20 protein-coding genes are annotated in these 22754 nt (G+C 69.0%); 3 read left to right on the top strand and 17 right to left on the bottom strand.

Annotated features, from left to right (window positions below; genetic code table 11):
- The 13 genes from C998_RS14065 to C998_RS0109220 form a co-directional block, all read right to left on the bottom strand.
- Nucleotides 1-94 (bottom strand): BMC domain-containing protein (locus C998_RS14065; RefSeq protein ID WP_038030644.1); only part of this gene is annotated, 94 nt, incomplete at its 3' end.
- Nucleotides 95-138: 44 nt separating this feature from the next.
- Nucleotides 139-474 carry a carboxysome peptide B gene (locus C998_RS0109275; protein ID WP_018870590.1) on the bottom strand — a complete coding sequence of 112 codons (336 nt, stop codon included), beginning with the start codon at nt 472-474 and terminating at the stop codon, nt 139-141.
- A 3-nt stretch (nt 475-477) separates the two neighbouring features.
- Nucleotides 478-729 carry a carboxysome peptide A gene (locus tag C998_RS0109270; protein WP_018870589.1) on the bottom strand — a complete coding sequence of 84 codons (252 nt, stop codon included), beginning with the start codon at nt 727-729 and terminating at the stop codon, nt 478-480.
- Between the two features lie 16 nt (nt 730-745).
- Complete coding sequence (locus C998_RS0109265; protein WP_018870588.1) at nt 746-2218, bottom strand: carboxysome shell carbonic anhydrase; 1473 nt, start codon at nt 2216-2218, stop codon at nt 746-748.
- Nucleotides 2219-2339: 121 nt separating this feature from the next.
- A complete protein-coding gene (locus C998_RS0109260) occupies nt 2340-5399 on the bottom strand; it encodes a CsoS2 family carboxysome shell protein (protein WP_018870587.1) in 3060 nt (1019 codons plus the stop codon).
- A gap of 86 nt (nt 5400-5485) precedes the next feature.
- Nucleotides 5486-5818: a ribulose bisphosphate carboxylase small subunit gene (locus tag C998_RS0109255; protein ID WP_019022376.1), complete on the bottom strand. Its 333-nt coding sequence runs from the start codon at nt 5816-5818 to the stop codon at nt 5486-5488.
- A gap of 70 nt (nt 5819-5888) precedes the next feature.
- Nucleotides 5889-7310, bottom strand: coding sequence for a form I ribulose bisphosphate carboxylase large subunit (locus tag C998_RS0109250; RefSeq protein ID WP_018870585.1), 1422 nt, complete (start codon nt 7308-7310; stop codon nt 5889-5891).
- Nucleotides 7311-7663: 353 nt separating this feature from the next.
- A complete protein-coding gene (locus tag C998_RS0109245; protein WP_018870584.1) occupies nt 7664-8335 on the bottom strand; it encodes a type 1 glutamine amidotransferase domain-containing protein in 672 nt (223 codons plus the stop codon).
- Between the two features lie 69 nt (nt 8336-8404).
- Complete coding sequence (gene minE / locus C998_RS0109240) at nt 8405-8671, bottom strand: cell division topological specificity factor MinE (protein ID WP_018870583.1); 267 nt, start codon at nt 8669-8671, stop codon at nt 8405-8407.
- A 4-nt stretch (nt 8672-8675) separates the two neighbouring features.
- Entirely contained in the window at nt 8676-9485 is an 810-nt protein-coding gene (minD, locus tag C998_RS0109235; protein ID WP_018870582.1) for a septum site-determining protein MinD, read from the bottom strand.
- Nucleotides 9486-9527: 42 nt separating this feature from the next.
- The gene (minC, locus tag C998_RS0109230; protein ID WP_051076737.1) at nt 9528-10307 is read right to left on the bottom strand and encodes a septum site-determining protein MinC; all 780 of its coding nucleotides are present in this window, start codon (nt 10305-10307) and stop codon (nt 9528-9530) included.
- Nucleotides 10308-10408: 101 nt separating this feature from the next.
- Nucleotides 10409-11185 carry a DUF1295 domain-containing protein gene (locus C998_RS0109225; protein ID WP_018870580.1) on the bottom strand — a complete coding sequence of 259 codons (777 nt, stop codon included), beginning with the start codon at nt 11183-11185 and terminating at the stop codon, nt 10409-10411.
- Entirely contained in the window at nt 11182-12231 is a 1050-nt protein-coding gene (locus C998_RS0109220) for a cyclopropane-fatty-acyl-phospholipid synthase family protein (RefSeq protein WP_018870579.1), read from the bottom strand. The genes C998_RS0109225 and C998_RS0109220 overlap by 4 nt, the downstream gene beginning before the upstream one ends.
- Nucleotides 12232-12426: 195 nt before the next feature.
- On the opposite strand from C998_RS0109220, the gene C998_RS0109215 reads away from it, so the two are divergent.
- Nucleotides 12427-14832, top strand: a complete 2406-nt coding sequence (locus tag C998_RS0109215; RefSeq protein ID WP_018870578.1) for a DUF1631 family protein — start codon at nt 12427-12429, stop codon at nt 14830-14832.
- 35 nt (nt 14833-14867) lie between these two features.
- On the opposite strand, the gene C998_RS0109210 is transcribed toward C998_RS0109215, so the two are convergent.
- Nucleotides 14868-18602, bottom strand: coding sequence for a hydantoinase B/oxoprolinase family protein (locus C998_RS0109210; RefSeq protein WP_018870577.1), 3735 nt, complete (start codon nt 18600-18602; stop codon nt 14868-14870).
- 75 nt (nt 18603-18677) lie between these two features.
- Between C998_RS0109210 and C998_RS0109205 the strand changes: the two genes are divergently transcribed.
- Together C998_RS0109205 and C998_RS0109200 are read left to right on the top strand one after the other, a co-directional pair.
- Nucleotides 18678-19805, top strand: a complete 1128-nt coding sequence (locus tag C998_RS0109205; protein ID WP_018870576.1) for a metal-dependent hydrolase — start codon at nt 18678-18680, stop codon at nt 19803-19805.
- 58 nt (nt 19806-19863) lie between these two features.
- Nucleotides 19864-20262: an Mth938-like domain-containing protein gene (locus tag C998_RS0109200; RefSeq protein WP_018870575.1), complete on the top strand. Its 399-nt coding sequence runs from the start codon at nt 19864-19866 to the stop codon at nt 20260-20262.
- A 36-nt stretch (nt 20263-20298) separates the two neighbouring features.
- Here C998_RS0109200 and rpoS read toward each other — a convergent pair whose 3' ends face one another.
- From rpoS to C998_RS0109185, 3 genes are read right to left on the bottom strand one after another with little or no spacing between them, the layout of a single operon-like run.
- Nucleotides 20299-21351: an RNA polymerase sigma factor RpoS gene (gene rpoS / locus C998_RS0109195; RefSeq protein WP_018870574.1), complete on the bottom strand. Its 1053-nt coding sequence runs from the start codon at nt 21349-21351 to the stop codon at nt 20299-20301.
- 28 nt (nt 21352-21379) lie between these two features.
- On the bottom strand, nt 21380-22159 hold the full coding sequence (locus C998_RS0109190; protein ID WP_018870573.1) for a peptidoglycan DD-metalloendopeptidase family protein: 780 nt from the start codon (nt 22157-22159) through the stop codon (nt 21380-21382).
- 2 nt (nt 22160-22161) lie between these two features.
- Nucleotides 22162-22749 (bottom strand): YqaA family protein, encoded by a 588-nt coding sequence (locus C998_RS0109185; protein WP_018870572.1) that lies wholly within the window; start codon nt 22747-22749, stop codon nt 22162-22164.
- Between the last annotated feature and the right edge of the window lie 5 nt (nt 22750-22754).

Here is a 22754-nt window from a genome sequence, read left to right as displayed (position 1 = left end):
AGGCCTTGGTCATCGCATCCGCCGCCTCGATCGCCGGAACCAGACCGCGGGTCTCGATCATGCCCAGGGCCACACCAAAGTTTTCACTCGCCATTGCTATTTTCTCCCGGAGTTACGGTTACTTCGAAAATTCGACGCTCACGCGGCCCTGCGTCCGCCATCCGAGCGCCCGGTATCGGTCTGGTCCTGCCCAGCCTTGTCCCTGGTCGACGACGACGTGTCGTCACTGCCGTCATCCCAGTAATCAATGATCCCCCCGATCGTCAGGTCGGTCAGGATCGAATTGTCGTCCAGCGCCAGGCGCGCGGCCGATCCGCTGATCGTGAACACCCAGTTCCCCGGGTGCGCACCGACCGGATCCACCGCGACCGCCCGGCCGCCTTTCGCGTCCACCAGCACGCGCAGGGACGCCGTTTTCAACCCGTCCACACGACGGGTCACGGTCAGCTCGTCCTCCACGCGCATGATGTCCATGGGTTACTGCTCCTCCCAGTGATCGATGATCCCGACGATCGTCGCGTCACTGGGGTAGGACTTGTCCCCGGCCGCTTCGCGCGCCGCCGACGAGCCCACCACGATCACCCAGTCCCCCGGCACGCAGCCCACGGCGTCCACCGCCACGGTCCGCGGACCGCCGACCTTCTCCTGCACCACCAGCAGGGGCCGATGTCCCAGATCGCGAATGCGATTGGTCGATACCAGCGTCTTCTCTACCTTGCAGATCTTCATGTCGTTCCCGTTGGCCTCAGGCCTCCAGCGGCTCCAGCTGCGAACCGCTGCGCTTGTCCCGAATCACCATGTGGCAGCCGATCAGTCCCTTTTCGGACAGATCCCGATAGCGTTTCATGATCTCGTCGCGTACCCGCCGGCAGCGCGCCTCCACCCGCTCGCGCGAACCGGGCACCTTGCGGTCGTAGCGGAAATGCACCACCACCGGCACTGGCAGACCACGTTCCACGTTCAGTTTGCGGAACACCTTGTTCACGCCGACATCCATGCTCTCGGCACCCTCTTCCATGGTGTCCAGATGGGCGATGTAGGCGAAGTTCCGCACCTGCATCTCTTCCACTTCCTGGCCCACGATGATCATCCGTTCGCGATGCCCGACGTCGGCGTAATGGCCACCGTGATAGCGGGCGACGTAGTCCAGCTGCGACAGGTTGTTCATCAACAGCCGCGAGATGAATCGCAGCATGCCCTCGTGCGGCGCCCCGTTCCCGGTGCCCCAGCCCTGCTGATGCACCGTGTCCTGAATCGCGCGATACACCGCGAGCGACGCGTCCTGTTCGTTCATGTCCTGCGTCTCGCGGTACAGCGCCGCGCTGTCCACAAAGCGGTACAGGCTCATCCGCGTCTCGCCATCCGGCACGTGGACCTTGATGGCATCCGTGTCCGTGTCCACCCCGATCAGCAGGGTGTCCACCGACGCGCCGCAGCAGTAGGTGTTTTCCACCGCCTGCCGGAACGCCCGCAGTTGCCGCAGCGCGGCGTCCGCCGCCTCCCGTTCGCAGGAAGCATGAGCGGTGCAGCCCTGGTGATCAGGGTCCGCACTGCTGTAATGGTACGCCGCCACCTTCAGGTACCGGCTCGGCACGTCCGCAGTGGTCGGCCGCCCTTCACGAAACCGCAACAGCTCCCGCTTGGTCCAGTGCCGCACGTCCTCCTCGATATCGAACAGGGCGCCCGCGTAGCTCTTCACCCGCACCGCCATGTCGGGCAGGCGCAGGATAAAACGCCGCAGGCCCAGCAGGCGGCCGTCAGAGCACGGCGAGATATCCACTTCGTGGAAATCGCAGTCCAGGAACCACGCGATCGCCGACTCCGCTTCGGCCACCAGATCGTCGCGGCCGGCCCAGTACTCGTTCACCATCCGGTCAAACAGCCGGAAACTTCCTTCGAGGTACAGCCGCCGGGTATCCAGATGATTGATCCAGGCATCTTCCAGCACCTGCCGCGGCAGGCTCACCCCCAGGCGACGTTCCGCCACCGACTGAGCCCGTTCGGCGAAGTCCTTTTCGTGCTGCTTTGCATGGATCTCACGCAGCACCGGGATCAGGGCGGCGAAGCGATCGCGAAACCCCTGTTCGAATCCCTGCAGGCGTTCGTTACCACGCACATCCGCCAGAGGATGCCCCGGCCGCACACCGCTGCCGTCGTCGACCGGCGCATAACGCCCGACCTCGCCTAGCTCGGGCCCGCCCGCCGGCTCCGTACCCACGAGGGGTGCCGGTTGAGCCTGCGGCGCCGACGCCGAGCCACGCCCGCTCACATTCCCGCGAGGGCGCAGAGACGTCGGTTTGCGGCGGCGGCGAACGACCATGAGCTCCCGACTCCCCGGATCAGCCGCGGGCGCCGCCGGACAGGGTCACCAGCGACCCGGCGTCCGTACTGCCCGAGGACCCGGTGATCCGGCTCGCAGGCACTTCCTTGCGTTCCAGCTCGCGGTTGCTCCAGGCACTGCTGCCCTCGCCCCGCGGATTCCCGCGCATGCTGACGTTGCGCCGCGTAGAAAAGCCTTCGGTACCGGTCACCGACTCCCCGCGCTGCCAGTCATCACCGGTAATCGCGAAGTCTCCGCCGGCCCCATTGACGGTCACGCGTTCGGCACCGGCACGGTCCTGCTCCGCAGCCTCAACCTCGGCCATCGCCGCCCGGGCCTGAGCCTGGGCCATGGCCATGGGTGCGCCTGCCCGGGCACGCGCCTCTCCGTAACGGAACTCCTCGGTGCCGGACACCAGGCCCACCGCCTTGTTCACCGAACCCGTGATGGATCCGCTCGAACCGTAGGCCGTACCCGTCACGCGCCGTTCACGCGCCTCGCGGGCCGGAGACGGCACACTGAAGCCGCGCGCCGGCACTTCGGCATCACCCGCCGCCGGGGCGGCCTGGTATGCAGCGGTGGTCTGCATCACCGCGTTCCCTTCGAATCCTTCCGGACGCAGGCGGGGATGCAGGTCGCCGGCCACATTGGCGCAGGTGGACGCGAATTCGTCGGCACCGACATAGGGCGCGCCGGAAACGTCCTGGCAAGCACCGTGTTCGGTTCCGGTCACCCGGTCGTCATAACCCGGCTGACTGCCGGAAACGGCGTGCCCCGGGGTCGAGTGCCGCTGTGCGACGCGCACGCCGGCCGAACGCGCTTCCTCGGGGGCACAGTACTGCTGATACTGGTCCGGCCCCACGTACGAGGTGCCGCTGATCGGCTTGCACGCCCCGTACTCATCGCCGGTCACGCGCGAGGACGGTCCCATCGCCGGGCCCGAGACACCCTGCTGCTTCCAGGTACGGCTCATCGTGACCTTGTCCGGGCCGGCCTCCGGCGTGGTGCCGCACAGTGTTTCGTAATGATCGGATCCCACGTATTCCGTCCCGGTAATGGGCTTGCAGCCCCCGTATTCATCGCCGGTGATGCGACTGGACGATTCCACCCGCGTTCCCGACACCTCGCCGCCATGCAGGGTATGCATCACGCCGACCTTGTGGACGCCACCGGCCGCCGGCTGCTCGCAGAGCTCCGCAAAATCGGCCCGGTTGTAGTAAGGCGTCCCCGTCAGCGAGGCGCAGGAACCCGTCTCGTCTCCGGTCACCCGCGGACTGCGATCCACGGCCACACCGGTCAGGGACCGGCCGTGCGCGGTGTGCATCTCGCTGACACGGGAGGCCGCCGGTTCGCCCCGCGTCCCGCAGCGCTGGAAGTCCTCGCTACCCAGGTATTCCGTACCCGTCACGGGCTTGCAGTCCCCGTGTTCAACACCCGTCACTGAAGAGGAGCGCCCGACGTCGGTGCCGGTCAGTTCACGACCCCGCAGGGTGTGCATCACACCGGCCCGGGCCGGCGCTCCGTCAGGCTTTCCCGTGCAGGGAACCTCACTGTCGCGGGTATTCAGATACTCGGTTCCGGTCACGCTCCGGCAGGAACCCGACTCATCACCCGTTACCTTCGGACTGCGACCGACCGTTGTGCCGGAGACATCCTCGCCGCGACCGGTGTGCATCACGCCGGTGCGCAGAGTACCGGGGGCCGGACGGGTGCCGCAGAAGCCCTCGTACTGTTCCGTACTGAGATACTCGGTGCCGGTGATCGCCTCGCAACTGCCGCGCTCGTCGCCGGTGACCTGGCGGGACCGCCCCACCTCGGTTCCACTGACTTCCTGCCCGTGGCTCGTATGCGAATGGCCGACCTTGGGCGAATGGGCCTCCGGGAGGGTCCCGCAGTAGCGATCGAAATGTTCCGCGCCCAGGTATTCGGTCCCGGTCACGTCGTAGCAGCTGCCGGCTTCGCCACCGGTCACGGCATAAGTGCTCTCGACCTGGGTGCCGCTCACGTGCCCGCCGGAAAGGGTGGTCCCTTCCTCGACTTTCGGCGGCGCATCATGCTGGGCGTCGTGCCGCGGCCGGCCGCAAGGCCGGCCCGGCTCGGACGAACCGCGGCCAATGCTGCACAGTTCCTGGCGCCGCTGACGCGCGATCTCCCGGGTCGTCATGCCCTTGCGCTGGGCCGCTTTCCACGAGCCCTCGCGCGGCAGATCGGAAGGCCGCTTGGTGCCGGCCTGATAACGCCGACGCAGCGCCTTCTTGCCCTGGCTCGCCATTGCGTCCCGGCGCGCCATGCAGATGGCCCGCACGTCGGAGATCATCGGCTTGATCTCGCGATCGTTCTCGTCCTGACGCTGTTCCACCTGCTCGCACAGGCGATCCAGCCCCTGGTCCAGCGCCTCTCCCGCACGTTCGGCGGATTCATCGGCCGCCGGCGATTCCGGCTGCCGCGCGGCCTCCCGCGGCGGACGCGTCGGGCGCGGCGGTTCCGGGTCGCGCTCACGGCCACGCAGACGATCCTCGCGCCGCGGTTCGGTCGCCATCGCCTTCTTGCCGTTCTGCGCCAGCGCCTGACGGCGCAGGCGGCAGATCTCGCGGCCGCTCATGTTCTCGCAGTCCACGTCCTGGCTCTGCGCAAGGACTTCGAGCTGCCGCGAGCGTTCGGAGCCGGCCCGGGCAAATCCGCCCGAGCCGCGCGTGCTGCCCCGCCCCAGGGCCTTTTTGCCCTGACGTGCCATCTTCTGCCGACGCTCGAGCGCGGCCTGACGCCCGTTGGAGGCACCCTGGTGGGCGCCCGGAGGCGGCGCGTCGGACCCATCGGTCTGCCGCTCCGCCCGCGGTTCGGCGAACCGGGGCTCGGGCTGCGCGGGCGCGTCGGACTCACGCCCCGATTCCGGGGCCGAGGGAGCCGGCTCGGGCGCAGGCGCCGCGGGCGCGGGGTTCTGACGAACCACCTGGGACCGCGAGACGCCCTGGTTCGAGCCCTTCACGGCGGCCTTGCCATTGCGGGACATGGCCTTGCGCCGTTCGCGGGCCAGCTCGCGACCGGAGAGGCCTGCAGACGCGGATGTCGGATTACTCATGGCACTTCCTTACAGTTGGCGACGGCAACAGTAAAACCCTGTATGGAATGGCCGGGCCGGCGACAGCCGACCCGGCCGCAGCCGGATCAGCGGCCGCGATCGACCACGAAGGCCATGCCCAGGCTCTGGGCGTAGTTATCGTACGCGACGAAGCGCACCATCATGCCGGGATTGCTGCGACGGCACTCTTCGATTTCCTGCAGCACGGCTTCCACCGACTGCTCACCGAAGAAGGGCAGCTTCCACATGTACCAGTAGGGGGACATGGCGTGCTCCTTCTCGGAGTACTCCACGGAGGGGTTCCAGCCCTGCGCGAGGCAGTATTCGATCTGCTTGCGCACCTGGTCGGCGTTCATCTCCGGCAGGTAGGAGAAGGTTTCGTACTTCTGCACCGGCTTGAAGTTCTGAATATCGGACATGTCGGTCATCCTGTGTCTGGTTCGTTCAGGGTGCGGACGGCGCCGCCAGCGGCCGTCCGCACTCGGGCGATCACTTGTGCTGGGAATCGAGCTTGTCGACGGTGTCGAACTCGAACTTGATCTCCTTCCAGGTTTCCATCGCAATCTTCAGCTCGGGGCTGTGCTGCGCGGCCTGGGTGAGGATCTCCTTGCCTTCGCGCTCGACGTCGCGGCCTTCGTTACGGGCCTGGACGCAGGCTTCCAGCGCCACGCGGTTGGCCGTCGCACCCGGGGCGTTGCCCCACGGATGGCCCAGCGTACCGCCGCCGAACTGCAGCACGGAGTCGTCGCCGAAGATGGTGACCAGCGACGGCATGTGCCAGACGTGGATACCACCGGAGGCCACCGCGAACACGCCCGGCAGGGAGCCCCAGTCCTGATCAAAGAAGATACCGCGGGAGCGATCTTCCGGGACGAAGGATTCGCGCAGCATGTCGATCCAGCCGAGGGTCGCGGCACGGTCGCCCTCCAGCTTGCCGACCACGGTACCGGTGTGCAGGTGATCACCGCCGGACAGGCGCAGGATCTTCGCCAGCACGCGGAAGTGGATACCGTGCTTCGGATGACGGTCGAGGACGGCGTGCATCGCACGGTGGATGTGCAGCAGCATGCCGTTGTCGCGGCACCAGTTGGCCAGGCCGGTGTTGGCGCAGAAACCGCCGGTGATGTAGTCGTGCATGATGATCGGCGCGCCGATCTCCTTGGCGAACTCGGCACGCTTGTACATCTCTTCCGGAGTCGGCGCGGTCACGTTCAGATAGTGACCCTTGCGCTCGCCGGTTTCGGCTTCGGCCTTCTCGGTCGCTTCCTGGACGAACTCGAAACGCTCACGCCAGCGCATGAACGGCTGCGAGTTGATGTTTTCGTCGTCCTTGGTGAAGTCGAGGCCGCCACGCAGGCACTCGTACACGGCACGGCCATAGTTCTTGGCCGACAGACCCAGCTTGGGCTTGATGGTGCAGCCCAGCAGCGGCCGGCCGTACTTGTTCATCTTGTCACGCTCGACCTGGATGCCGGCGGGCGGGCCACCGCAGGTCTTCACGTAGGCGATCGGGAAGCGCACGTCTTCCAGACGCAGGGCACGGATGGCCTTGAAACCGAACACGTTGCCCACCAGGGAGGTGAACACGTTGACCATCGAACCTTCTTCGAACAGGTCGATCGGATAGGCGATGAACGCGTAGAAGGACTCGTCGTCACCCGGCACGTCCTCGATGGAGTAGGCGCGGCCCTTGTAGTAGTCCATGTCGGTGAGGAGGTCGGTCCACACCGTGGTCCAGGTCCCGGTGGAGGACTCGGCGGCCACGGCGGCTGCGGCTTCTTCGCGGTCGATGCCCGGCTGCGGGGTGATCTTGAAACATGCCAGCAGGTCGGTATCCAGCGGCATGTATTCCGGCATCCAGTAGGTTTCGCGGTAATCCTTGACACCCGCGGAGTACTTCTTGGCGGCCATGTGGCTTTCTCCTACGCGTTGGTTAATCGTGACGGTCGCCTAGGTTAGGAAGGTTAACCACTAATAACAAATAAATAATCTAGATACGACCGATTGACGTTCATCTATGGTTTCCCGGGATCCGTCGTTTACGGGTTCCCGGCGATGGGGGGCACGCGACCTTTCCCGCACGCTCCCGCTGATGAGCCGCCCGCGATTCTAGCCGAAAACCCCGGACGGTGCATGCCAATGACGACACGGTTTCGCGGACGCCGGCCGGCAGGCACCCGCAGCACGCCGGCCTGGACTGCGACGAAGGGAAGGAACGGAGCCGCCCGGGACGCCGGGCGACTCCGGGAAGGGCCCGGGAGGTGTCAGGTGCCGCGCAGCAGGCGCACCATGGCGTCGGCGACCGCCCGCGCCGACTGCGGGTTCTGTCCGGTCACCAGGCGGCCATCAACCACCACGTGTTCCGCCCAGTCGTCGGCGGCGTCCACCTCGCCACCGCGAGCCGCCAGGCGATCCTGCAGCAGAAAGGGGACCGCGGCATCGAGACCGACGCCTTTTTCTTCGCTGTTCGTGAAGGCGGCCACCCGCCGGCCGGAGACCGCGGGGCTGCCATCCTGGAGCATGGCGCCCACCAGACAGGCCGGGCCATGGCAAACCGCGCCGAGTACCTTGTCGTGCTCGAGGAATTCGCCGACCAGCCGCTGGACATGCGGATTATCCGGCAGATCGAACATGGTGCCGTGCCCGCCGGGGAAGAACAGCGCTGCGTACTGCTCGTGCTGCACCGACTCGTCCAGCGGGATGGTGTCATCCAGGGCCTGTTGCGCGGTCGCCGCCGCGGGCCCGGGGTGGGCCGCCTCGAGGCTCCGCGGGTCCAGCGGAACCGGGCCGCCCCGGGGACTGGCGACCTTGATCTCGTATCCGGCCTCGCGAAACCGCTGATAGGGGTCTGCGAATTCGTCAAACCAGAGTCCGGTCGCATGCCCCGGGGCGAGCTCGTCGTGACTGGTGGTCACGATCAGGATGGTCTGCATCATGGCGCCGTCTCCTTCCGATGGTTGTCCGTGGTGGACAAACGGTGGATCGGCCACGTTCCCGCAGTTGCCTCAGCGGGCCCCTTCCTCATGGTCGGGCAGAGTGATGTTGAGCTCGAGCACCTCGCAGTCCCCTTCGCGATCGACGTTCATCTGCACCGCGTCGTCGTCCACTTCGACGTATTTGCGGATCACCTGCAGCAGCTCCTGCTGCATTGCCGGGAGGTAGTCCGGGCCGGAACGCGCGGCACGTTCGCGCGCCACGATGATCTGCAGGCGCTCCTTCGCAACGTTCGCACTCTTCTGCCGTGGCTGACGGAAATAATCGAAGATGCCCATGGACTCAGCCTCCGAACAAACGGCCGAAGAAGCCCCGCTTCGGCACGTCCACGAAACGCAGCGGACGCTCCTCGCCCAGGAAGCGGCCGACGGCGTCGTCGTACGCCTGCCCGGCATCCGACTCCGCGTCGAGGATGACCGGCTGCCCCGCGTTGGAGGCATTCAGCACCGCCTGGGATTCCGGAATCACGCCCAGCAGGTCGATCGCCAGGATATCCCCCACGTCCTCGATGCTGAGCATCTCGCCGCGCTCCACCCGCTCGGGGGAATAACGGGTCAGCAGCAGGCGCCCGGGCATGGGATCGCCGCCCTGTTCGACCTTGCGGGTCTTGGAGGCGAGGATTCCCAGGATCCGGTCCGAGTCACGCACGCTGGACACCTCGGGATTGGTGACCACCACCGCCTCGTCGGCGTGATAGGCAGCCATCAGGGCACCCCGCTCGATGCCGGCCGGGCTGTCGCAGATGATGTAATCGAACTCTTCCGCCATCTCGCCGAGCACGCGCTCTACGCCATCCTCGGTCAGCGCTTCCTTGTCGCGGGTCTGCGATGCGGGAAGGATGTGCAGATTCTCGACCCGCTTGTCGCGGATCAGCGCCTGTTTCAGGTTCGCGTCACCGTTGATCACGTTGACGAAGTCATAAACCACGCGCCGCTCGCAGCCCATGATCAGGTCGAGATTGCGCAGACCGACATCGAAATCGATCACTGCGGTCCTGTGGCCCCGCTGGGCCAGGCCGGTCGCGATCGCGGCCGAGGTCGTGGTCTTGCCCACGCCCCCCTTGCCGGAAGTCACCACTACGATACGTGCCATGTTGGCTGCGTCTCCTTGAGAATCGAGGGAAGCGGAATCCGCTCAGGACTCCGTGATGTTGAGGCTTTCGCCCGCCAGTGTCACCAGCCGGTTGTCGCCGCGCTCGGCTTCCGTGATGTCTTCGGCAATCCGGTAGTGTCCACCGATCGACAGCAGCTCGGCCTCCAGGCGGCGACAGAAGATGCGCGCGCTCACCAGCCCGCGCACTCCGGCCAGGGCGCGGCCACGCAACGGCCCCAGTACGGTGATGTGGCCGTCCGCCAGCAGCTCCGCACCGGCGGAGACCGGAGCCGTCACCAGCAGATCCCCGCCGCGTGCGTAGACCTGCTGCCCCGAGCGCACCGGCTGGTCCACCACGCGTGTCGCGCTGTGCACCGCCACCGGCGCCGCCGAAGCCGACGCCGCGGAATCGCCTTCCTCCGCGGCCTCCGCGGATGGGGCCTCCCGCCGCGCACGGCCCTCGCCCAGGGCCACTTCGCCGGAACCGCCGCGGCCACCCATGGCCAGACGCGGCGGCAGTCCGGCGGCATCCGCCGCTTCAAGCGCCTGCGCCGCCTCGCCGTCCTGCAGCCCGATCAGGCGAAATCCCGCGGCCCGCACCTGCTGCACAACCGCGCGCAGCGCGGCGTCCCCGGCATCCGCCACCGGCTGCAGATCCAGCACAATGGGCATGTCGCGCATCAGATCGGGCGCCTCGTCGCGTCGCGCGGCGAGCATGTGGCCGAGGTTGTGCGGCTCGGCGTCGTGCACCCGCAGCACCGAGACCAGCAGCATGCGGCCCTTGAGTTCCATGGCCTGGACGGAGCTGGGGGAAGCGCTCATGCTCGGTTCCACGTTCGGAGGATGGTCGGCGTCGCCCCGGACGGGGCGGAATCGCGCATTTATAGCGTGCCGGCCCCGGGTCCGGCAAGCCTGCGCGCCATTCACCGCCGGCGCGGGCGCCCCGGGACCAGCGCCGGGGTCCGCGCAACGTAGTCGGCATAACCCGGGCGGGTCTCGTGCAGGTGCGATTCGAGGAGCGTCACCCCGGATACCCGCAGGATCAGAACGATCATCAGAACCGCCGACGGGATACCCCACCAGCCGCCGGCCGCCAGTGCCAGCAGGCCGTAGCCCACCCACACCACGATTTCGCCGAAGTAGTTGGGATGCCGGCTGTAGCGCCACAGCCCCCGGTCCATGACCTCGCCACGCCGCTGCGGATCGGCGCGGAAGCGGGCCATCTGCAGATCGGCCACGGTCTCGAAGACGAAACCGAAGGCCCATACCGCGAGGCCCGCCGCCAGCAGCAGCGGCTGCATCGACTGCGCACTGACCCCCGCCAGCACCGGGAGGCCGATCACCGCCACCAGTGCACCCTGCAGACCGAAGATCGTGACCAGGCTGCGGCGCGCGAAGGCCGCATCGCTCAGCTCTCCGCGCATCGCGGTGTACCGCGTGTCCTCGCCATGGCCCCAGTTGCGCCAGGTGATGTAGGCCGACAGGCGCAGACCCCACAGGGCCACCGGCACCAGCATCCACAGTCCCGCTGCCGGGAACCCGGCCATCCCCCACCACAGGACGCCGACGACGATGAAGCCGATACCCCAGAAACGATCCACCAGGCTGGCGTCGCGGCGACGCATCGCCGCGCCCCAGACCAGGATCATCAGACCCAGCGCCGCCAGCAGCCCCCAAAGGAAAGCGACCGAAAGGCTCATTCCGCGTCCCCCCGCAGCGGGCGTTCCAGCAGGGTATGCGAGACGAACCACTCACCCCCGCCGTCCCGGGCGAACAGCTCGGCGCAGGCCATGTAGAACATCCTCCAGCGCTGGAAGACCCGCGCCGCCTCCGCCGCGTCCAGCGTCCGCGAGAACAGCGGCAGCAGCCGCTGGCGAGCGGCATCCTGGCGTTCCAGCCAGGCGTTCAGGCTGCGCGCGTAATGTTCGCCGCCCACCCGCCACTGGTCACGTACCCGCAGATGCTCCTGGAAGTGGTGCACCAGATCCTCGGACGGCATCAGCCCGTCGCGAAAGAAGTGCCGGGCCATCCAGTCCGCGTCACCGTCGGTCTCGAAGAAATAGGCGCGGTCGCGATGGGCGAACACATGCATGAAGAACCACCCGCCCGGGCGCAGCCAGTCATGGATGCGACGGAACAGCTCCGGCCAGTTGCGCATGTGTTCGAACATCTCGACGGAAACCACCCGGTCGAAGTCGCCGTACGGAGGACTGAAATCGTTCATGTCGGCGGTGACCACCTCCAGGTTGCTCAGACCCAGGGCGTCACGCCGACGCTCGATCGCCTCCCGTTGAGTCGTCGAGTTGGATACCGCGAGGACCGTGGACTGCGGGAACTGTTCCGCCATCCACAGCGAGAGCGACCCCCATCCGCAGCCCAGTTCCAGGATCCGCTGGCCGTCGGCCAGCCCGGCGCGCTCGGTGGTCAGCTGCAGCATCGCCGCCTCCGCTCCGGCCAGATCCTCCACGCCTTCCGGCCACCATCCGGAGGAATACTTCATCCACGGCCCCAGGCACGCCTCGAAATACTCGGTCGGCAGCTCGTAATGCTGTTCGTTGGCCGTATCGGTGGACAGAGCGACGGGCGCCTCCCGCATGGCCCGTACCAGCGCCTCGCGCCGTGCACGCAGGGTCTCCGGCGACCCGCCACTCTCGCGCAGCCGCCGCCGCAGCAGATGCCGGATCCCGGCACGGATGGCCGCATCCGGCAACCAGCCGCGCTCGGCCCAGTCAATCAGTCGTTCCATCGTCCCCTCCGTCTGCCGGTGCCCGGGCCGGAGGCCCGCCGTCCGCAACACCATGGACCGACTGCGGCCGACCCGGTTCCGCGCGACCCGCCGATCACAACCCCGCCAGACGTCGGGTTTGACGTGACCGCGGTCACCCCTCGCCCCCCGACAGCGGTGATAGAGTGAGACCCAACGCTCAATTTCCACGTGATCATGGCCCAGACCTACCGAATCCCGCCCCGGCTGCTGCAGCGCGTCTGGACCCCGTTCATGGATGCGCTCGAGGAAAAGAACCGCGCTTTCATGAACGAGCTCGACGACCGCCTGATGGACTCGGCCGAGAAGGCGATCGATTCCCAGCGCGCGCAGCAGAACATGATGCTGTCGCGGCAGATTCGCATGGCGGCTCAATCCGTGCTCGTTCAGTTCCGCAGCGGACTGGCGGAACGACTGACCCCGGCACAGCCGCCCTCGGGCACGAACCCCGGCGCCGACGATGTCGGCCTCGAGCTGAGCGTGATGGACCAGGAGGCCACCGAACGCGAAGTCGCCCTGCGCAAGGTAGTCGCCGGGGCGCGCTCGGTGATGTCGGAAGAGATCGACGCCCTGGAGCAGCTCACGCGGGATTACCGGCTCGCAGCATCCCCGGAGGCGGCCCCCTGGCATCCGCATGCCCTCGGGGATGCCTTCCTTCAGGCCGTCGAAGCCGTCCCCCTGCCCCCCGAAGACTGTCTGATGCTGCTGCACTGGTTCGACCGCGACGTGGTCCGCGACCTGCAGCCGGAGATGCAGGCGCTGCTCCGTGCCTTTGGCGAAGCGGGGCTGGCTGTCCCCGAAACGGGTCCCGTGGCGCGCACGCGGAGCACCGGCGGCGGAGCCACCCGGGCCGGGACAGAAGAGCCGCCAGCGCACGCCGGCCCGGCGACCACCGCGACGGCCCGGCACGAGCCGGGACCGGCCGCCCCCGCCGGCCACTGGGGCCAGTTCGGCTACGTGGTGCCGGCCGGGGAGCGCGGCATGGTCCCCGCCGAGGGCGGAGCCATGCCGCAGGGCATGCCCGGCACGCTGGCCGTGGCCACCATGGTCCAGAACGCCCCCAGCCGCGAGTCGCTGGAACCGTTCATCATGGACCTGCTGCAGGGGCTGTTCGACCTGATCCTCAAGCGCGACGACCTCAACCCGGCCCTGCGCGAACCCCTGGCCGACCTCCAGCTCCCGCTGGTGCGCATCGCCATGCGCGACAGCAGCTTCTTCCGCGACAAGCAGCACCCGGCACGCCAGATGACCGGTCAGCTGCTCAATATCGCCCTGCGCGTGGACCCCGATCTCGACCTCAAAGACGCCCGCGAACTGCCACTGGCGCGGCTGGTCGCGGAACACGTCGAGCGTCTGCGGGGTGCCGGCCTCGACAGTGCCGACGCCTACCACAGCGCGCTGCAGGCCCTGCGCGAGGATCTCGAGCAGGTCGAATCCGAGATCGAAACCGAGGCGGCCGAGGAACGTCGGGAGGCGGAACAGGAGGAGACCCGGATCGAGGTCTCCTGGCAGATGGAGACCACCGTCCACCAGACCGTGGAAACCGCCGGACGCGGCCTGCCCGACCAGGCCCGCCAGCAGCTGATGGACGCCTGGGTCCCGCTGCTCACCGCGGAGGAGACCGCCCGCGTGGCGACAGCCCCTGAATCGCCGGGCAGTACGGACGCCGCCACCGCGCCGGCCCCTGTGCAGGACGGCGGTCCGGGATCCTCTCGGGCGTCCGACGTCCCGGCCGGCGCCGCGGAAACGGGCACCACGGACGGGACCGACGACGAGACCCCGGCCGCCACCCCCGGCGAACAGCCTGCGGACACCGCCGCATCCGCCGCCGATGACAGCCAGGAAGCAGACGACGGCCGGGAGTCCCCCGCCGGTCTGGCTCTGCTGGAGGAACTGCTGCAGCTGATGCGCGAGGCCCCGGACTTCAAGTCCTCGGCGCCACTGCTGGCCCGTATCCGCGCCTATCTCGACCGGGCTCCGCTGTCGGCGGAGGAACGTGCCCGCATCAAGTCGGACCTGGTCAGCGCCCACCTGATGGCCGCCGGGCGCAAGCCAAGCCATACCGAAGAGGCGAAACCGGCGGCAGAAGAGGAACCGGCGACTGGCTCAGCCCCCGCAACGGACGGTACCGACGCCACGGACACCACGAGCCACCGCGGCCAGGCCTCCGACAAGGGCAACGAAGAACGCTCGCGCGAACGCAGCCGGCGCAGCGAGGGCCGCTCGGCGGCCAGCCCGTTCGCCACCGCAGCGCGCCTCCCGGACGACGACCCGTCACTGATGCGCGACCACGACGACGAGCACGTGGACACCGCCGACAGCCTGGAATCGGGCACCTGGATCCAGTTCACCTCGCCCGCCGGCACCCGGGTCACGCGCATGAAGCTGGTCTGGCGCGGCACCCACTCCGGGCGCTTCCTGTTCACCGATGCCGCCGGCCGCAGCAAGCGCCAGCACAGCCTCCAGGGGCTGGCCCAGGAGTTCCGCACCGGGCGCGCACAGATCATCCCGGAAGAATCCCTGTTCGATCATCTGATGGAGCAGAAGCTGGGCACGGGGGAATCGGCCGGCGCCACCGGCTGACGCCTCGCGCGGGCCGCCCCGCCGAACGACCGGCTCTAGTCGGTCTGCGGGTCGGTCTGCGGGGTCCCGTATCCCCCGCCGCCCGGTGTATGGATCTCCACCGCATCGCCCGCTTCCAGCGCACGCCGGTCGCAGCCCTGGAGGCGCTCGCGGCGCCCGTCCGCGCGGATCAGCCAGTCCTCGCCCGCCGCCGCATCGCCACCGCCGCACAGGCCGAACGGCGCCACGCGGCGGCGATTGGCCAGCAGGGTCAGTTCCATCGGTTCGTCGAAACCCAGACGGCGTATAACCCCGTCGCCGCCCCGCCAGGCCCCCGTGCCGCCCGAGCCCGTGCGCAGCGCAAAGCGCTCCACCCGCACCGGAAAACGGCTCTCGAGCACTTCCGGGTCGGTCAGGCGCGAATTGGTCATGTGGGTCTGCACCGCACTGGCGCCGTGGTGGCCGGGGCCTGCGCCGGCACCCCCGGCGATGGTCTCGTAGTACTGGTAACGGTCGTTGCCGAAAGTCAGGTTGTTCATCGTCCCCTGCGCGGCCGCCTGCGCCCCCAGGGCACCCAACAGGGCGTCGGTCACCGCCTGCGAGGTCTCCACGTTCCCGGCCACCACCGCGGCCGGCGGCACCGGATTGAGCATGCAGCCCTCCGGCACCCGCAGCTCCACCGGATCCAGGCAGCCGTCGTTGAGTGGCACCGGGTCGTCCAGCAGGCAACGCAGCACGTACAGCACCGCCGCACGCACGATGGACACCGGCGCGTTGAAATTGTCCGCGCGCTGGGCCGAGGTCCCGTCGAAATCGATCACCAGCCGCGCATCCTCCGCCGATCCGGGCCGATCCGGGGTCACCGACACCACGATCTCCGCCCCGTTGTCCAGGGCACAGCGAAAGTGGCCGGGCTCCAGTTCCGGGATCAGCCGCCGCACGGCCGCGGCCGCGTTCTCCTGCACATGCTGCATGCTGGCAGTTGCCAGCGCGGGGCCGCTTTCGGCCAGCAGGCGATCCAGTTCCTCCAGACCGCGCCGATTGGCCGCCACCTGCGCCTCCAGATCGGCACGGTTCTGCGCCGGATTGCGCGCCGGCCACGGACCGGACATCAGCAGCGTCTGGAGGATCTCGCCATCGAACTCGCCGTCGCGCACCAGCCGCACGGGCGGGATTCGCACACCTTCCTCCTCCGGAGCTGAAGAGAACGCCGGCATCGACCCCGGCGTGATCCCGCCGACATCGGCGTGATGCCCGCGCGAGGCCACGAAGTACCGCAGCACCGCCGGGGTCGCCGGATCGCTGGTGACCCCGCCCGCGGCATCCAGGAACACCGGCGTAATCACCGTGATGTCCGGCAGATGGGTCCCGCCGTTGAACGGATCGTTGAGCACGTAGGTATCGCCCGGACGCAGGTCGTCGCCGAAGGCCGCCACGATCGCGCGCACGCTGGCCCCCATGGAGCCCAGATGCACCGGCATGTGCGGCGCGTTCGCCACCAGCCGGCCGGCCCCGTCAAACAGCGCGCAGGAGAAATCCAGGCGTTCCTTGATGTTCACCGAATGGGCGGTGTTCTGCAGGGTGAAGCCCATCTGGTCGGCGATCGCCATGAAGCGGTTGTTGAAGACCTCCAGCCGCACCGGGTCGCGACGCTGCGGATCCTCGCTCCGCTTGCGATCACGCGCCCCCGCGGCGGGGTCGTGCTCCAGCACCAGCGTGCCGTCCGCGGCCATGCGGCCCCGCCAGTCCGGCTCCAGGATCACCGTGCCGGTGGCCTCGATCACGATCGCCGGGCCCTCCAGACGCATGCCGGGGCTCAGGGCCTCGCGGCGGTACAGCGGCACCTCGCACCACTGCCCTGCGGTGAACATCGACACCCGTTCCGCGCATTCCGCTTCGCCCGCCGCGGCCTCGTCATCCGCGGCGGCGCCCGCCGCTTCCGCGGGGTGTTCCGCCCCCGGCCCCACGGCCTCCACCGCGGCCACCGCCACCACCAGCCGCCGGTCCGGCGGGGCGAAGCCGTAACGCCGGCGCCAGGCCTCGGCAAACGCATGCTGCATCGCCTCCGGGCTCCCGGCCTCCACCTCCAGGGTCGAATCCGAGCCCTCCACCCGCAGCTGCACCCGCCGATGCAGTCGCAACTGCGCGGGCTCCACGCCCTGCCCGGCCAGCTCGTCCCGGGCCCGGGCCTCCAGCTCGCCCAGCGCCGTCTCCAGCCGCGCCACGCCATCGCCGTCCAGTGGACACTCCAGGCTCGCCTCGTGCAGCGCCCGCAGCTCGGCCAGGCCCATGCCGAAGGCCGACAGCACCCCGCCCAGCGGATGCAGCAGCACGTGCCGCATGCCCAGACGCTCGGCGACCCGGCAGGCATGCTGCCCGCCGGCCCCGCCGAAGCAGACCAGCGCATAACCGCCGACGTCGTGCCCGCGCTGCACCGAAATCGTCTTGATCGCGCGCGCCATGTGTTCCACCGCGATCTCCAGCAGGCCTTCGGCCAGCGCCTCGGGCGACGGGGGCTCGTCCTGGGTCGCCCCCACCTCGGCCGCCAGCGCGGCAAAGCCCTCCGCCACCGCCCCGGCATCCAGCGGCCGGTCGCGATCCGGCCCGAACACCGCCGGAAAATACTCGGGCCGCAACCGTCCCAGCTGCAGATTGCAGTCGGTGACCGTCAGCGGACCGCCCTGACCGTACGCCGCCGGACCCGGCTGCGCCCCGGCCGACTCCGGCCCCACGCGCAGGCGCATGCCGTCGAACCGGCAGATCGACCCGCCGCCGGCCGCCACGGTGTGGATGTCCAGCATCGGTACGCGCAGGCGGACCCCGGCCACCTCGCTCTCCTGACGCCGCTCCAGCTCGCCCGCCAGATGCGCCACGTCGGTAGAGGTCCCGCCCATGTCGAAGGTAATCAGGCGCTCGAAGCCCAGCGGGCCCGCGGTGCGCAGCGCCCCGACGATGCCACCGGCGGGACCGGACAGCACCGCATCGCGCCCGCGAAAGCGTTCGCCATCCACCAGTCCGCCGGAGGACTGCATGAAGCGCAGCGGCACCGTCCCCAGCTCGGCGGTCACCTGTCGTACGTAGCGTCGCAGCACCGGCGACAGAAAGGCGTCCACCACCGCGGTCTCGCCGCGCGGCACCAGCTTGATCAGGCCGCTGACCTCGTGGCTGGCGACCACCTCCTCGAAGCCCAGCTCGCGCGCCAGCTCGGCCACCGCCTGCTCGTGCGCCGGGAAGCGGTAGCCGTGCACGCAGGCCACCGCCAGCGCGCGATAGCCGTCCGCCCGCGCCGCCTGCAGGCGCGACCGCAGGGCGTCCAGATCGGGCGCGCGCAGCACCCGTCCGGCGGCATCCACGCGCTCGTCCACCGGTTCCACCCGGTCGTACACCGGGACCGGCAGGCGGATGTCGCGCGCGAACAGCTCCGGGCGCGCCTGATGCCCGATGCGCAGCGCATCCTCCAGGCCCGCGGTGATCACCAGCACCACCGGCTCGCCCTTGCCTTCCAGCAGGGCGTTGGTGGCCACCGTGGTGCCCATGCGCACTTCGTGTATGCGCGCCGCCGGCACCGGTTCGCCCGGCGCGAGCCCGAGGAGGTCGCGGATGCCCTGCACCGCCGCGTCGGCATAGGCCTCGGGGTGCTCCGACAGTAGCTTGTGCGAATGCAGCCGGCCCTCGGGGTCGCGCCCCACGATGTCGGTGAAGGTGCCACCGCGGTCGATCCAGAAATCCCAGGCCCGCGTATCCGCGTGCCGGCCGCGGGCTTGTGCGTGATCGTCGCCGCCCGCCATCATTGCGCCCCGAACTCGCCGCGCCGCGGCCGGTCGCAGGACCACCCGCCCACGCATCGCAGGGAAACGCAGACCCCCATGGATCCCGTCACCCACGCCAGTCTCGGTGCCGCCGTCGGCGGCCTCGTCCTCGGTTCACGGCTGGGCCGCAAGGCCCTGGTACTCGGCGCGCTGGTCGCCCTGATTCCGGATCTCGACATCCTCATAGCTTACGGTGATGCGGTCTCCGATTTCACCCTGCACCGCGGGTTCAGCCATTCGATCCCGGTGCTGTTGCTGTTCTCGCTGGCGGCCGCCGGGCTGGCCTCGCGGATCCCGGCGACCCGCGACATCGGCTTTGCCCGCTGGTGGTGGTTCTTTGCGCTGGTCCTGGTCACCCATGTCCTCAACGATGCCCTGACCACCTACGGCACCCAGATCCTCTGGCCGCTGCCAGTCGACCCGGTGGGGACGGCCTCGATCTTCGTGATCGACCCGCTGTACACCCTGCCGCTGCTGATCGGGGTGATCGTCGCGGCCTTCTGGCGCTTCGCGCCGCGGGCGCTGGTGGCCGGGCTGGTGCTTTCCACCGCCTACGCCGGCAGCGGCCTGGCCCTGCAGGCGTGGCTGGACCGTCACATCCAGCCCGCGCTGGCCCAGGCCGGACTGGAGGACCAGCCCCGGCTGGTCCAGCCCACCCCGTTCAACATGCTCGTGTGGCGGGTCACGGTGCTCGACGGCAACCACTTCCACGAGGCCTGGGTCGGGATCTTCGACCAGCCGATCCGTCCCGATTTCGAGACCTTCCGCCGCGACCCGCACGGACTCGAAGAAGCCGCCATGGAACTCGAAGACGGCCGGCGCCTGCGCGAGTTCAGCGGCCCGTTCCTGCGCTTTCACGCGCAGTACGACGAGGACCGTCCGCCGCGCCTGGTCGCCACGGACATCCGCCTGGGCGGTCCCGGCTACTTCCCCTTCGGCTTCGCCATCGCCGAACGCGAAAACGGTGAATGGCAACCGATCAGCAGCGAACGGGTGCGCGAGGAAGGGCCGCTGGACGACGCCCTGCACGCGCTGGCGCGGCGCGCCTTCCAGCCCGATCGCATTGGCTGCATGGGCGATCTGGCCGGGCCGGAGTACTTCGTGACCAATCCGCCGCCGCGCTGCCGCATGCGCATGGGCCTCCCCGGCGCCCACCCCGGCGATCCCATCCGGCCGCGCCGCTGATCCCTGCAGCGGCTGCGAGCTCTTGAGCCCGGCGCCGTCGCGGGGTAGCGTCTGCGTCATGCTGTTTTCCGAACTCACCTCCGACGGCGTCACCTATCGCATCACCGGACATGCCCCGGGTGCGATCGGGATCAATGATGTCGCCTATCACGCCAGCCTGATCGTGCGGCCGCGCTCGCTGCATGCGGACTGGCCGGTGCGCGCGGCCGGCGAACTGGACCTGGCGGCACTGGGCCCGGTCCTGGAAGACCCCCCGGAGGTCCTGCTGATCGGCACCGGCGAGGTCAGCCGCTTTCCGCCGCGCGAGCTGCGCCGCGAACTGCAGCGGCGCGAGCTGGGGGTGGAGATCATGGACACCGCGGCGGCCTGCCGCACCTACAACCTGATCATGGCCGAAGGGCGCGACGTGGCCGCAGCATTGATCGTGGAACCGGCAGAAGCCTCCGCCGGCGACTGAGTCGATGCCCAACCGGGCTCGCGAGCCCGGCAGCACTCAGGATCCGGGAAGCACCTCGTCACCCTTCATCCCGCGCGATTCCAGCAGCCTCCGCAGTCGCTTGAGCGCATCCATCTGGATCTGGCGCACGCGTTCGCGCGTGACCCCGATCTCCGCGCCGACCTTCTCCAGCGTGGAGCGCTCGAAGCCGTGCAGACCGAAACGGCGCACCAGTACCTCGCGCTGCTTCTCGTCGAGCTGACCCAGCCATTCCTCCACCAGATCCTGGATGTCCTGATCCTCGAGGATGGACGAGGGTTCCACCGCATTCACGTCGGCGAGGATGTCGGTCAATGAGCGATCACCATCCGGCCCCGGCGGCAGGTCCATGGAGGTCGAGGGTTCGGACATCGCCCGCAGTTTCTGGATCTCGGCCACCGGCTTTTCCAGGCGCGCGGCCAGTTCCTCTTCACTGGGGTCGCGCCCCAGCTCCTGGGCCAGTTCGCGCGCCACCCGCGTATGGGTACGCAGTTCCTTGGACACATGCACCGGGATGCGGATGGTGCGCCCCTGGTTCATCAGGGCGCGTTCGATGGTCTGACGGATCCACCAGGTGGCATAGGTGGAAAAGCGGAAACCGCGCTCGGGATCGAATTTCTCCACCGCATGCATCAGCCCGAGGTTGCCCTCCTCGATCAGGTCCAGCAGCGGCAGACCGCGATTGAGATAGCGCCGGGCGATCTTCACCACCAGACGCAGGTTGCATTCGATCATGCGCCGCCGGCCGGCCTCGTCTCCCTGGCGTGCCAGGCGCGCGTAATGCCGTTCCTCGTCCGGCGTCAGCAGGGGGCGGAACTCGATGTCGCGCAGGTAGAGCTGGATGGCGTCCAGCTCCGCGGGGCGCGCATCGCGCAGGGTGCGCGGACGCACCGGAACCTCGTCCTCGGGCGTTCCCGCCTCGACCGGGTCGGGGGCTTCTTCCGGGGGGACCACACCGTCCTCGACCCGTTCTTCTTCCGCCGGTTCATGCAATGCCGGCTCCTCCAGAGGAGATTCCGGATCCTCGCCTTCACGGCCGTCGAGATCGGCCGGGTACCGGGGGTCGCTCATGCGTGATCCTGCCAGTCGATTGCTCGGTTCAACGATCCGGAAGGTAGCCCGCCGGGTCAACCGGCGAGCCGTCCACGCGGATCTCGAAATGCAACATCGGCCGGTCCGTCCCCGATGCACCCAGGCGCGCGATCGGATCGCCGCCTTCCACCGTGTCGCCTTCTTCGACCAGCAGCTCGTCGTTGTGTCCGTAGGCCGACAGAAAACGCTCGTCGTGACGCACGATGATCAGACGACCATACCCCACCAGACCGCCACCTGCATAGACGACCTCGCCGCTGCGCGCGGCCCGCACCGGATCCCCCGGCTCGCCACCGATACCCAGCCCTCGTCGGGTGCTGGAGCTGTCGGAGAAGGCACGCACCACGTCACCATCGGCCGGCCACACCCATTCGCCGTCACCGCTCGGGGCCGGCGGCGGCTCGGGTTCCGGCTCGGGTTCCGGGGCGGACGCAGGCTCGTCACCGGTGCCGGAAGAGTGCTCCCGCTCGCTCGATGAAGCCCCGGATCCGCTCGCCGTTTCGCGCGATGGCACCGGGGGCGGCGACGAACGCGCCGGACCGGTCAGGCGCAGGCGCTGGCCGGGATGAATGACATAGGGCGCACCGATCGCGTTGCGTCGTGCCACCGCCCGCCACTCCAGCCCGTAGCGGCTGGCAATGCTGTACAGGGTTTCACCGCGCGACACGGTATGCGTATCGGGAACCCGGGAATCGCCCGGCGTGCGCAGCGCACATCCGCTCACGGCCGCCGCCAGCAGGGCCGCCAGCAACACGAAAATCAGGCCGCGCAGCACCCCCTCGTGCATGCTCACTCCAGGGCCAGATACACCGCGATGGCCACCGCGAGCACGCCGATCCCGGCCCAGCCGATGCGTTCCATGTAGGGGCGCAGATGGCGCTCGGCGCGCGGCCCCGCCCAGGCCATGAACAGGGCCACCAGAAAGAAACGCGCACCGCGCCCCAGCAGCGAGGCGAGCACGAACGGCAGCCACGCCATGGCCAGGGCCCCGGCGGTGATGGTGAAGAGCTTGTAGGGAAGCGGCGAGAACCCCGCCACCAGCACCACCCACACCCCCCAGGTGGCGAACCAGTCCTCGGCCTGCGCGAGCTCCGCGGCGTAGCCGATGTCCCGCAGCCACGGGCCCAGCGACTCGAACGCCAGCCAGCCGGCGAGGTAACCCAGCACCCCGCCGATCACCGAGGCAACCGTGGTCAGGGCGGCCAGATACCATGCCCGCGCCGGCGACGCGGCCGCCATGGGCGCAAGCATGACATCCGGCGGCGGGAACGGCAGCACGAACGACTCCACCAGGGAGAGACCGGCCAGGTAGCGAGGCGCATAGCGGTGACGGGACCATCCCATCACCCGATCGTAGACCGGCTCGAACAGTTTCATCGCGG

It is taken from the genome of Thioalkalivibrio sp. ALgr3 (assembly GCF_000377325.1).
Lineage (GTDB): Bacteria > Pseudomonadota > Gammaproteobacteria > Ectothiorhodospirales > Ectothiorhodospiraceae > Thioalkalivibrio.
Note: the sequence above shows the minus strand (reverse complement) of the source record. Positions and strands in the feature narration are given on the sequence as shown.